10 protein-coding genes are annotated in these 12,642 nt (G+C 41.0%); 7 read left to right on the forward strand and 3 right to left on the reverse strand.

Features of this window, described 5'->3' with window-relative positions; all coding sequences use genetic code 11:
* Positions 1 to 26 precede the first annotated feature (26 nt).
* Positions 27 to 1,673 carry a mechanosensitive ion channel family protein gene (locus ACFE93_RS07700; protein ID WP_375472754.1) on the reverse strand — a complete coding sequence of 549 codons (1,647 nt, stop codon included), beginning with the start codon at positions 1,671 to 1,673 and terminating at the stop codon, positions 27 to 29.
* Positions 1,674 to 2,065: 392 nt separating this feature from the next.
* On the opposite strand from ACFE93_RS07700, the gene ahcY reads away from it, so the two are divergent.
* Entirely contained in the window at positions 2,066 to 3,343 is a 1,278-nt protein-coding gene (gene ahcY, locus ACFE93_RS07705) for an adenosylhomocysteinase (protein WP_375472755.1), read from the forward strand.
* 182 nt (positions 3,344 to 3,525) lie between these two features.
* On the opposite strand, the gene ACFE93_RS07710 is transcribed toward ahcY, so the two are convergent.
* Positions 3,526 to 3,657, reverse strand: coding sequence for a hypothetical protein (locus ACFE93_RS07710; RefSeq protein ID WP_375472756.1), 132 nt, complete (start codon positions 3,655 to 3,657; stop codon positions 3,526 to 3,528).
* Positions 3,658 to 3,734: 77 nt separating this feature from the next.
* Between ACFE93_RS07710 and ACFE93_RS07715 the strand changes: the two genes are divergently transcribed.
* From ACFE93_RS07715 to ACFE93_RS07740, 6 genes are all read left to right on the forward strand, one after another.
* Positions 3,735 to 5,447 carry an ankyrin repeat domain-containing protein gene (locus tag ACFE93_RS07715; protein WP_375472757.1) on the forward strand — a complete coding sequence of 571 codons (1,713 nt, stop codon included), beginning with the start codon at positions 3,735 to 3,737 and terminating at the stop codon, positions 5,445 to 5,447.
* A 46-nt stretch (positions 5,448 to 5,493) separates the two neighbouring features.
* Positions 5,494 to 5,670 carry a hypothetical protein gene (locus ACFE93_RS07720; protein ID WP_375472758.1) on the forward strand — a complete coding sequence of 59 codons (177 nt, stop codon included), beginning with the start codon at positions 5,494 to 5,496 and terminating at the stop codon, positions 5,668 to 5,670.
* Positions 5,671 to 5,713: 43 nt separating this feature from the next.
* Positions 5,714 to 5,989, forward strand: a complete 276-nt coding sequence (locus ACFE93_RS07725; RefSeq protein WP_375472759.1) for a hypothetical protein — start codon at positions 5,714 to 5,716, stop codon at positions 5,987 to 5,989.
* 226 nt (positions 5,990 to 6,215) lie between these two features.
* Positions 6,216 to 7,922 carry a dihydroxy-acid dehydratase gene (ilvD, locus tag ACFE93_RS07730; RefSeq protein WP_375472760.1) on the forward strand — a complete coding sequence of 569 codons (1,707 nt, stop codon included), beginning with the start codon at positions 6,216 to 6,218 and terminating at the stop codon, positions 7,920 to 7,922.
* 236 nt (positions 7,923 to 8,158) lie between these two features.
* On the forward strand, positions 8,159 to 8,551 hold the full coding sequence (locus tag ACFE93_RS07735) for a hypothetical protein (RefSeq protein ID WP_375472761.1): 393 nt from the start codon (positions 8,159 to 8,161) through the stop codon (positions 8,549 to 8,551).
* A gap of 233 nt (positions 8,552 to 8,784) precedes the next feature.
* Positions 8,785 to 9,798: an alpha/beta hydrolase gene (locus ACFE93_RS07740; RefSeq protein WP_375472762.1), complete on the forward strand. Its 1,014-nt coding sequence runs from the start codon at positions 8,785 to 8,787 to the stop codon at positions 9,796 to 9,798.
* A gap of 749 nt (positions 9,799 to 10,547) precedes the next feature.
* On the opposite strand, the gene ACFE93_RS07745 is transcribed toward ACFE93_RS07740, so the two are convergent.
* Positions 10,548 to 12,197, reverse strand: a complete 1,650-nt coding sequence (locus ACFE93_RS07745) for a Ppx/GppA phosphatase family protein (protein ID WP_375472763.1) — start codon at positions 12,195 to 12,197, stop codon at positions 10,548 to 10,550.
* Positions 12,198 to 12,642: the final 445 nt, after the last annotated feature.

Genomic DNA, 12,642 nt, shown 5'->3' on the forward strand with positions numbered 1-12,642 from the left:
AAAAAGGCAGTAATAAAACCAAATTTCTAATTATCTTTGCCATTACTCGGAAAATTTAACAACTGCTCGTCATTAACCCAAATTGCTTGTTGAGGCACAGAGATGGAAATTCCCGCTTCGTCTAAAGCAACTTTCAGGCGGCGGCGAAATTCCCGTGCGACATCCCATTGTTTGAGGGGCTGTGTTTTAATCCAGACACGAATAACTAAACCGCGATCGCCAAATTGATCTATTCCCAAAACTTGCGGCGGTTCCAAAATTTGACTCTGCCATTGCATTTCTTGATTCATCTTATCGGCAATAGTTGCAATCAACTTCAAAGCCTCTTCTGTATCGGCTTGGTAGGCGATGGGAATCGTTAAATCGGCTCGCGACCAACGACTAGAAAGATTGGCAACAACTTTAATTTCACCATTGGGTATTGTGATCAACCGCCCTTCCGAATCCCGCAGTTGAGTCATCCGCAGATTCAGATTTTCTACTAAGCCTCCTACGTCTCCCACATTAATCACATCGCCTAAAGCGTATTGGTCTTCTAAAATGATCAAGAAACCGTTAATCGCATCTTTAATTAAGTTTTGCGAAGCTAGAGACACCGCAACACCAACTAAACTCGCACCTGCTAGCAAGGGAACAATATCTATACCCAAGGATACCAGGGCTATCAAGAAACCTACTCCTACCCAGAGAACAGTAGTGATACTTTTAGTTACACCAGAAAATGTGGAAACTCGCAGTTGCAGCCGTTCAGAACTTTCTGGGGTGAGGAAAGCACTACTGCTAATCAAAGTGGAGGCGAAACGGTCAATTAGGGCGTAGGTCAAACGAATTGTTACATAGGTTGCTAGGCATACGACACCTAATCGCAAAGGAAATTGGGCAGCTATAAGAATTGCTACCTGAAAACCTCGTGTATAGGGAAATAGACCCAAAATAAAGAAGCTTCCACCTCCCCAAATTCCGGCTTGACCGAGCTGAAACAATCGTCTCTTGGCTTCTTGGAGATGTTGCTGTTGCCGTTGATTGAGTTGTGTTGTAATTGCTTGATCTGCTGATTTTGGGTAGTTGAAGAGTTCCCTTTGCGGTTGGGAGGCAATGAAGCGTTCTAAATCCTTTTGGGAACGCCGCTGCCAGCCATATAGCCCCAAACTGATAATCACCATTGCCACTCCGGTACCAGCAGCAATTTTACCTTGGTCGATTAGAGATGGAGTTTGTCTTTCTTGCTTTGCTTGTTGCAAGTCTTCTTCTAACGATTCTTTGACTTGATTTGCCGATGTCGATACATCTACCTGTCGCAGTCCAGCATCTTCAGAAGTAACAGTCATCAGATATTGACCGTTGACATAAATTACTGGTAATCCGTTGGCTTGGCGAACTTCTACCTTGACTGCTGTTTTTGCTGGTGATTGAAAGTAATTTTGGCCAATTTTCTGCAACTTCTTTTGAATATCTTCTGAACGCTCAGGAAAATTGGTTCTTGTTGCCGCTATTTGAAATAACCGACGACCATCTAAATAAATCCAGCCCGAAACAACTCTGTTATCGGAATCATTACTTACACTGCTGGGAGCTTGCAGTTGCGGTAAAAAAGGAATCTGGGCTGTGGCTTTTGGCAAAGATATAACGCCTATGGCCATTGAACTGGCGATCGCCAAAAATTGAAAACGCACTCAAACACCTCCTTGAATCAAATCTACTAGTGACTACTTCTATAACTATCCTCCGTAATAGCTTTGGGTAGATGTACCTATCTAAAGTTGAGGTTTTCCCTTTAGACGATGAAATTTTGAGATTTTTTTGTTTGCCCTCTATCTTTAGACAGATGACAATGTACTGAAAATTAGCAGGTAAGACTGAGAAGAGTCTTACTCTTACCAAAGATAAAACAAAAAGGAAGAAGCTGGGGAGGAAGTTGACATTCTGCCGATCAAACGTCAAGCTAGTCCTGAGGACTATTGACTAGTGATTTGCTTTCATACAAGCAAAAATCGCCAGTAGTAGAATAACCTAGTAGAGTGCGTAAACTTTACGTAGCTTTTTTAATTTTTTGAGGTAATTTTTGATGACCGCAACTTCTCCCCGATTAAAGCACGAGGTTAAAGACCTCGGCCTAGCTGCCTTGGGAAGACAGCGCATTGAATGGGCTGGACGCGAAATGCCAGTTTTGCGGCAAATTCGCGATCGCTTTGCTATCGAAAAGCCCTTCGCTGGTTTACGCCTTGTAGCTTGTGCCCACATTACAACAGAAACAGCACATTTGGCGATCGCTCTGAAAGCCGGTGGTGCAGATGCGCTTTTAATCGCTAGCAATCCTTTATCAACCCAAGATGACGTAGCCGCTAGCCTCGTCGTCGATCATGAAATTCCCGTCTTTGCTCAAAAAGGCGAAGATAACGAAACTTATAACCGCCACGTTCAAATAGCTTTAGATCATCGCCCCAACATTATTGTTGATGACGGTAGCGATGTGGTTGCAACTTTGGTACAGCAACGCCAACATCAAATTGCTGATTTGATTGGTAGCACCGAAGAAACCACCACTGGTATTGTACGGTTACGCGCCATGTTTAGAGAAGGCGTACTCACCTTCCCCGCAGTCAACGTTAACGATGCTGATACCAAGCACTTCTTTGATAATCGCTATGGTACTGGGCAATCAACCCTAGATGGCATTATCCGCGCCACAAATGTTTTGTTGGCTGGAAAGAACATTGTCGTCGTCGGTTATGGCTGGTGTGGTAAAGGTACAGCCCTCCGCGCCCGTGGGATGGGTGCTAACGTCATCGTCACCGAAATCGACCCCATCAAGGCAATTGAAGCCATAATGGATGGCTTCCGCGTTCTGCCAATGGCTGAAGCTGCACCCCAAGGTGATATTTTTGTCACTGTGACTGGTAACAAGCACGTCGTTCGTGGCGAACACTTCGATGTCATGAAAGATGGTGCGATCGTTTGTAACTCCGGTCACTTTGACTTGGAACTTGATTTGAAATACTTGGCTGCACAAGCTAAGGAAATCAAAGAAGTTCGTCCTTTCACCGAAGAATACAAGTTGAAAAATGGTAAATCAGTTGTTGTTCTCGGACAAGGACGCTTGATTAACCTAGCTGCGGCTGAAGGACACCCCAGCGCGGTAATGGATATGAGTTTTGCGAACCAAGCTTTGGCTTGTGAATTCCTGGTGAAGAATAAGGGTAAGTTGGAACCTGGTTTGCACTCAATTCCTGTTGAAGTCGATAAAGAAATTGCTCGGTTGAAGTTGCAGGCTATTGGTATTACGATTGATAGCCTAACTCCTGAGCAAATTGAGTACATCAATTCTTGGACTTCAGGAACTTGATACATTGATTAATTGATTTTTTGGGGATAGGTTTTGGGCTTATCCCTTTTTTTTGGGTTTCGCGCAAAGACGCGATTCATCGCGTCTCTACAGATGGTCTATTTGTCACATTTTTTTTCAAATTAGTATTACTTAAAAAATTAGTTAAGATAAAATTTAAATTATTAGACCTCTTGCATAAATCACAAAATTAAGAGGTTGGGTGTTAAATAATACGGTTCGGTTAAGGTTTTTTGAGAAAATTCTAGATCGCTAAAGATGCGATAAATTGCCGTATATACGAAAGACTGATTATTATAGAGACGGCGATTCATTGCGTCTCTTGCCTTAACCGAACTTTTGCAAAATATTTAAGCCGATAATTTATATCAGAAGTTAACTAAGAAAATTTATGCAAAAAATTCATATTTATGTACAGCAGGGCAATATCGCAGGAGTCGCACGCAAACTAGCCAATGGTGTTAATATTGATTGCATAGAAAAGCATTCCCTGCAAACACCATTAATGTGTGCGGTTAGTAGCTGTACAGTAGGTATGGATATGATTCACTTCCTCTTGGAACATGGCGCGAATGTGAATGCTGTTGTCAAGGAAAACACCGTACTTAAATTGGCTGTGCAGTCAGGAAATCTGGATAAAATTCAATTGATTCTAGATGCTGGAGCAGATATTAATTATCAAAGCCCAGACGGATATGATGTCTTAATCAATGCTATGCATGGTCGAGATATCTTGCAGGATCAAAATTTAATATCAATTTTGAATTTACTCATCTCTAGAGGTGCTGCTGTCAATGGCATTAGTCGCTATGGTGAATCTGCAATCAAAGTAGCTGCTCATATTGGGAGATTTGATGCTGTCAAATTATTATTGAACGCGGGTGCTAACCCAGAGCAACTAAGATGGACAGAATTAATGCACGCTATAGTTTTCGGGAGCTTAGAGCAGGTAAAGTTATTGCTAGAGCAAGGAGCAGATCGAGATGTGCGCGATTGTTGGTATAGAACCCCTTGGTTATTGAGTATTCAAATGGGTGAACTACCTAAAGCCAAATTGCTCATAGCTGCGGGAGCAAATTACAACGATACGGGAAACTGCGGAAAAACGCCGTTAATGTATGCGATAGAAGACAATAGGCTGGAAATCCTAAAGTGGCTAATTGCAGAGGGATTGAATATTGAAGCCATTGATGATTTTGGTAACACTGCGTTAATAATCGCAGCAGAGTATGGTGCTACTGATTGCGTCAGAGTTTTACTAGAAGCTGGCGCAAACCCTAGCAGAATCAATCATTGCAATGACAAAGCCATTAAGATAGCGACAAAGAAAGAAATCGTCAAAATGTTAATTGCAGCTGGTGAAAATGTGAGCGATATTAACAATGATATGTGGCGATCGCTCACCGGAATTGCCAACAGCAAATTCTCACTATCAGAATTATCACCAGAGCAATATTTTGCTGGCAAACATCCGCGCTTTGGCAAAACCAATCCAGAATTGATGAAAATACCTTTTTGGCAGGTAATGATTTATGAAGGTTGTTCTGCTTATGACGCACAAAATACTTTTAAAGATACAGGAAATCGGCAATATAAAGTATGGTGCTATGATCGATTTGGCAGAACAATTACACAATTACCAGATGGCAGAATTGTAGAAATCGCTGGTGAACATGAAGACTACTATGATTCTAATTTTTGTATATATAACGATGTTGTAGTTTATCAAGGTGATGGTAGTTTTCAGATTTTTGGTTATCCCCAAGATGTTTTTGAGCCAACTGATTTTCATTCAGCTACATTAGTTGGAGAATACATATATATCATTGGATCTTTAGGATATTGTGGTACAAGAATCTATAATGAAACCCCAGTTTATAGATTAGATATTCACACATTTGAAATAGAAAAAGTACAAACAAATGGTGATAAGCCAGGATGGATCAGTGGACACAAAGCTGACTACAAAGAACCAAAGAAAATTTATATTACTGGCGGTAAATTGTGTGTAATTGGGAATGAAGAATCAGAAGATTATATAGATAACTCTATGGATTACGTCTTAAATTTAATCGACTTAACTTGGAGTCACGTTACTGTTTAAATATAAATCTATCTCTAACTACTTTTGATCGTTCAAGCCAGTCCCAATGAAACGAGTTTCAAAAGCCTTGCATGAAAATATTTTAGGGACTGTAATTTTTACTCAGCATTGGCTCAACGCCGCGCTACCGCAACAGCACTTTCCAGTCAGATTCTGTGAACGATTACCTTTTAGTGTGGAATTTTTGATGAAATTTTTCGACAAAATATTTCGGATTTTCTGACAACTTACTGTATTCTGGGATATCCTACCTTGTGGAAAGCCAAATGATGACTATGAATATGCAACGACTGATCAAAAAAACCTCTAACCTAATTCGCAAGACAACAGAAGTAACTCCACCATCGACTGAACCCATTGAGATGCCTGAGAGTCAAGATATTCCTGAATCGGTAGTTGAACCAAATCCACCTGTGTACATCGAAGCATCCGAATCGGACTACACCTCGGAACATTATCGCCCTTTGCGCTCCGTTGGTAACTCTGGCTGGCAACCGTCTGATGTGTGGCGCGAGTTGAGGGTTGATAATTTCTGCGGGTGAGCAATATTAACGCAGAGAGCCATTCGATTTATTACTGAATAAAATTATATGTTTGTGTAAGTCCTGCTGAAATGTAATTCCTCAGCTATAGCAATAAAGTAGCGCAGGTGTCGTAGTCCCAGATTTTTGATACTTTATAAGTATCAATTATAAATAAATATATATTGGACATCTCAAAAAAGGCTACATATCATACTCGTACAGAGATTTGATTGAGGCCAGAGCAATGAGTGAAAAAACAACGTCAGATAATTTTAGAAGTAAAGTTGTTACACAAGGGGTACAGCGATCGCCAAATCGCGCTATGCTTCGTGCAGTAGGTTTTCAAGATGAAGACTTTAAGAAAGCAATTGTCGGTGTGGCTAATGCCTACAGCACCATCACTCCCTGTAACATGGGGATTAATAAACTAGCACTCATAGCTGAAGCTGGAATTAAACGAGCCGGGGCAATGCCGCAAATGTTCGGCACAATTACTATTAGTGATGCGATTTCGATGGGAACTGAGGGGATGAAATATTCCCTAGTGTCACGAGAAGTAATTGCTGACTCCATTGAAACCGTCTGTAATGGTCAAAGTATGGACGGCGTGATTGCCCTCGGTGGCTGTGATAAAAATATGCCAGGGGCGATGATTGCAATAGCAAGGATGAATATCCCGGCTATCTTTGTTTACGGTGGGACAATTAAACCCGGACACTATGAGGGCCGCGACTTGACTGTTGTGAGTTCCTTTGAGGCTGTGGGTGAATATAGTGCTGGTAAAATTGACGACACCGAACTGATGGAAGTAGAACGCCGTGCTTGTCCTGGTGCTGGTTCTTGCGGTGGGATGTTCACAGCCAATACTATGTCTTCGGCCTTTGAAGCGATGGGCATGAGTTTACCCTATTCTTCGACAATGGCGGCGTCAGATGATGAAAAAGCCGATAGCACGGAAGAATCAGCCAAGGTATTAGTAGAAGCAATTCGCAATCAACTGTTACCCCGCCACATTATCACCCGCAAATCTATAGAAAATGCTATTTCTGTAATTATGGCTGTGGGTGGTTCAACTAACGCCGTGTTACATTTTCTGGCGATCGCTCGTGCGGCTGGTGTAGAACTTAATCTAGATGATTTTGAAACTATCCGCGATCGTGTCCCTGTTTTATGCGATTTAAAACCCAGTGGTAGATATGTCGCCACAGACTTACATCAAGCTGGTGGTATTCCCCAAGTGATGAAAATGCTATTGGTACATGGATTACTTCACGGTAACTGTATCACGATCGCAGGTAAAACCATTGGCGAAATTTTAGCAGATGTCCCCGATGAACCACCAAGCAATCAAGATGTGATTCGTCCTTGGAATAACCCGATGTATGCCCAAGGTCACTTAGCCATCCTGAAAGGGAATCTTGCTACAGAGGGAGCAGTAGCAAAAATTACCGGAGTGAAAAATCCCAGCATTACTGGCCCTGCACGGGTATTTGATTCCGAGGAAGAATGTTTAGATGCCATCCTTGCAGGTAAGATTAAAGTCGGTGATATGATTGTCATCCGCTACGAAGGCCCTATTGGCGGCCCTGGTATGCGGGAAATGCTAGCACCCACCTCAGCAATTATTGGTGCGGGTTTAGGTGATAAAGTCGGGTTAATAACTGACGGGCGCTTTTCCGGCGGTACTTACGGGATGGTAGTCGGACACGTTGCTCCCGAAGCCGCCGTTGGTGGTGCGATCGCTCTGGTCGAAGAAGGTGATAGCATCACTATTGATGCTAATTCTCGCTTGTTACAAATCAACATTTCTGATGCAGAATTAACTAGTCGCCGCGCTAAATGGCAACCCCGCCCACCCCGTTATACAACAGGTATCTTAGCAAAATATGCTAAGTTAGTTTCCTCTAGCAGTGTTGGTGCTGTCACAGACTTGGATTTATTTCCTGAGTAGGGAGTAAGGGTAGAGACGCGATATATCGCGTCTCTACAAGAGTATGGAAAGACGACTTTCTAGCATTGGCTGTGAAACTTATCTCATCTTTTAGCGATCGCTGTATGTCAAAATCGAAAATGTATACTTCTTGTTTTTTACCGCGATCGCAACCTCTATTTACTTATCTTCACATAGTCTGCTTCTTTAGTATTTTAAAGTAAAAAGTAGTTGATTGAAAGTGTTTGTTACTACCAATGAAAGTTTTAAGGTTAATCCTGCCAGTCCTGTTGCTACTATGCAGTCCTGCGATGGCAGTTGAGCTTAAAGGACAAAATATTGATGGTCAAAAGCTGCCTGCTAGAGCTTATTACTATGCAACTGGTGGAGTCTACAAAGTTCAGGTGCGCTTTCACAACAAACGAGCCACAATTTACTTTGAGGATGGAAACCAAACAACTATACAGTTGAACCAGCAAGCGTTCGCTGACTCAAAGAATATTGAAGGTTTTGGAAAACTAGGACAATATCCTCTAAATAGAACATTCAGTGTTGGGTTGGTGTATGACAATAATTGGCTCGGTAGCAATGATAGTCAATTCCAACTGTCTAATCCGCTAGATGGGTTGTGGAAAATTAGTTTGGAGTGAATACTTATTAGACTTTAAAAAGGTTTCTCACTTCTGACAGGGTAACTCAACAATATATCCTTTGCTAGCTTCGGAGTAACTACTTAATTAATCAAGTAACATATATAGGACTTTTATTTAATTTTTTAATAACTAAGCGGCTTAAAAGCTTGCCAGACAAAGATTTACTTTTCACAATCTGAGCAGGATTCAAGTAGGATTACTATATATATGTGAACATAATAATTACATAAATGAAAGTTGGCATTCAAAATACAGTAGAAATTCTAGAGCAAGTTCACCAATTAGAGTCCACATTAGGTCTTAAAAATGAAGCCTGCCGTTCTAAATTTTTGATTCATCCTGACTTCACTTCAAAAGTTTTTTTGTTTTTGCATGGTTTTACAGCAGGCCCTTACCAGTTCGAGCCGCTTGGTAAAGCCTTCTTTAACACGGGATATAACGTTCTGATTCCTTTACAACCCGGTCATGGACGCTCAGGTGACTGGAAGTCTCAAAACCCTCCACCCCTGCCAACAGATATTGAGGTTTATCAAAAATTTGTAATCGAATGGTTACAGATTGCAAAAACGCTAGGGCAACAAGTTGTAATTGGTGGATTATCAACAGGTGGAACTTTAGCTGCTTGGTTAGCTTTAGAGCATCCTCAAGAGATTGACCGCACCTTATTGTTCACGCCTTATTTAGGTAGCCGCTACTTAATATTCGATCAACTGATCAAAATTCTGCCAATTTACTTTGAATGGTTCAACAAAGATGCACCCGGCAATTTTGGTTATAAAGGTTTTTGTCTTAAGGCCTTACGAATATTTCTGGAATTGGGATATGAGGTTTTAGACAAGTCTCAAGGCTGTGTTTCTGCCCCAATTTTAATGGTATGTAGTGAGGCAGATAGTGCTGTTAGTCGCTCGAAACAGCAGGATCTTTTCCGAAGAGTACTTAGGCAGCAACCAAAATCCTGGTATTACTGTTTCGATGATTCGCTTCACATTGAGCATCGAATGATGACAAAATTGGAAGACAATGATTATGAGGAACTGGTAATTACCCTTAGTAAAGCATTTGTTGAAAGTAATTTAACTTGGGTAGAGTTTGAGCAAATGGCAAAGCGGATAACGCAGGGGCAAGCTCATGACCAAATCATGCGAGAACTCAACTTTGATGAACAAGTTTTTCCACAGCTATCTGCAATGATGACTCAAGGTTTTGGCTGTGAACATCTTAAATGTATTAATCCAGATTCCTAATGAGCATCGTAATTTTGCAAAAAATCGTTTTTTCTGTAAAACATGATACTTATCTTCAAATTATAAAAAAGGAAAAATTTCTTGGGGAGCGCCGGTAAGAATGCTTGCAAGTTGATGTCTGCCCCAATTACTGTAAGGGTGTGTAAGACTAAATTAGCATCGCTAGAAACATTGTATTTGACTTTGGCAACTACGCTCCATCCCACACATAAGTGATGAGCCTACCGAAATTTTACCTTGAAGTCTTTAGCAACTGCGTAGGCGTAGCCCGTCGTAGACATCGCCATACCTATCGGTAAAAGTCAGTGCAAGTTTTTTCAGTTACTAACATCATATCTGCTTGATTACTTATTAAACTATTGAAATTTTATATAAGGATATCTAAGTTTTCCCGGCTTAGATATTCACTAGCAACATAACCTACATTTAATAGATTGTTAATTCTATTATAATTACTAATTTTTGTTTTTAAATGGTTCTTGGGACAGTTATAAATTCGTCCTTAAGTTAGATGTTAAAATTAGATATATATCTTCATCTAATATGGTTTCAAATTTAATTAAACTTTTTGTGTACAAGAGAAAGTTACTTGTATAATCGTACCTTCCTAAATAGTTACTAAATAAATTTATCTGATTTTTACCCGAAGCTTTTATATTGAGCCTAACTTCTCAAGTTTAATTAGCGATCGCAAGCATAAAACATCAGCTATATTTAGGTGCGTTACACTAGTTAACGCACCTCATTTTTTAAGACAAGTTAGCAATGCTAGACTTTTCTAAACTTGCTACTAATTTCACTCCAAACTCTTCCTCAAACACTCCTTTTTTATAATCTAAGCTCCAAAGTTCTAAAGCACAATCATCATCCGATTGAGATGGAAAAATTAACAGATTGACCTGCCTAAGTTGTGGATAATACTCACATTGCACTTGAGCGATCGCACCAATTTGTCGTCTATCTAATGCCACTGCTAATCTTAAAATTGCACTTAATTGACTAACAACTTGTCGCTGTTGTTTAGTCAGCAAACTCTGGTAGTTTTCATGTTTTTTCTTGGGCGGGGATTTGCGATGATAACGCGCTATATTGGCAATAATTTCAATCTCGGTTTCTGTATAACCGAGTAATTCTCCATTGCGAATTAAATAGTAAGAGTGCTTATGGTGAGACGAATGGCTGATATAATGACCGCAATTGTGTAATATGGCGGCTGCCCACAGCATTTGTCGCTCGTCAGTTCCCCAGTGGTGTAACGTACCTTGAGTTTGGTCAAATAAACTCTCGGCAAATTTTGCCACGCGATCGCTGTATTCTAAGTTGATGTGGTATTTATCCGCCAGTTTGAGAACATTCCGTTCCCGAATTGAACTTTGGTAACGCAGCTTATCTTCAATTAAACCGTGGGTTAACATCCAGTCTACGATTACGCCTTCCCTCAGAGAACGCTCACAAACTGTTACCGATTCACTACCCAAAAGGGTCATTGCTTCCTGTAATATGACTGCGCCAGCGAGGATAACTTCAGGGCGCTTTTCTGGCATACCAGGAATCTCAGCCCTTTCGGAATTACTCAGTTTCCGCAAGCGATTTACCAACTCTTGCAAGTCTTTAAAACTAAATTCATAACCATTGAGAGTGGAAGGAATAACACCTGAGTTTTCTCGTGCATGAATCATCGCCAGGGTTTCAATCGTGCCCGCCGTACCCACCAAACGCGGAGATTCTCCAAGCTCTAGGTTTGCTAAGATTTCTTCTACAGAACGTTCCAACATCCCGCGTGCATAAGCTTGCAGATACTGAAACTCAGTGTTGCTGATAGGGTCAGTAGTTATTAACTCGCTAGTGAGTCGCACTGCACCAACTTTGGTACTGGTGAGAATTCGGGCTTGGTGACTATCGCCTAAAATCAATTCTGTAGAACCACCGCCAATATCAATAATGGTATGAGGCTGATTGTTAAATTCCATGCCCGACAGTACGCCAAGATAGATTCGCCGCGCTTCTTCTTGACCAGAAATCAAGTTAACGCTTAAACCCAACTCCGTTTCTATTGTGTGCAAAAAATCTTTACCATTGGGGGCTTCCCGTACAGCACTAGTTGCCACAGCGATGATTGTTTCAGCGTTGATAGTTTTGGCAACTTCTTGGAAGCGTCCTAAAGCTGCGATCGCCTTTTTAATTATTTCTGGTTTGAGTTCTCCAGTGGTAAGATTGCGATCGCCAAGCCTCACAGTTTCCTTATCTCTAGCAATAATGCTGAAAGCTGGTAGTGTGGGGTCAATCTTGACTACTACCATGTGTAGAGAATTTGTTCCCAAATCAATAGCAGCAATAATCCGATGTTGCTTAGATGGTTGAGTAGGAATACTCTCCCAGCTAGAAACTAAATCCAGCATCTAGTTTTCTCTCTTTATTAAGAAATGATGGCAAACGGTGATACGTCGGGGTAGCTAGCACTGATATTTATGACAACACACTTGCTCAGACTGAGTGTTATTAGCAGTAGCAGGGCGTTGAGCCAGTGCTGAATATTGAGTAAATTAAAAAATACTCAGCATTCGCAACTCAGCTTGGTCGAGGGTAACTGAGCTATGTATATTTACCCTACTATTTATAACCGCAGTGACTATTTAAAGATATTTAAAGTTGCCACCTTGGTTTATGTTTTTACAAATAACAAATAACGTTATTCTATAGATGTAAAGAAGTGTGAATTAGAGAATAGGGCATAGGGAATAGGGAATGAGGCATAGAAACAAAGAAGCAAAGGGAAAAATAACCAATGCCCAATGCCCAATGACGCCACTTGCTCTACTTGGGGAGACCCCAAGACCGCAGTGG

Origin of the sequence: uncultured Nostoc sp. (assembly GCF_964247315.1) — a bacterium.
GTDB lineage: Bacteria > Cyanobacteriota > Cyanobacteriia > Cyanobacteriales > Nostocaceae > Nostoc.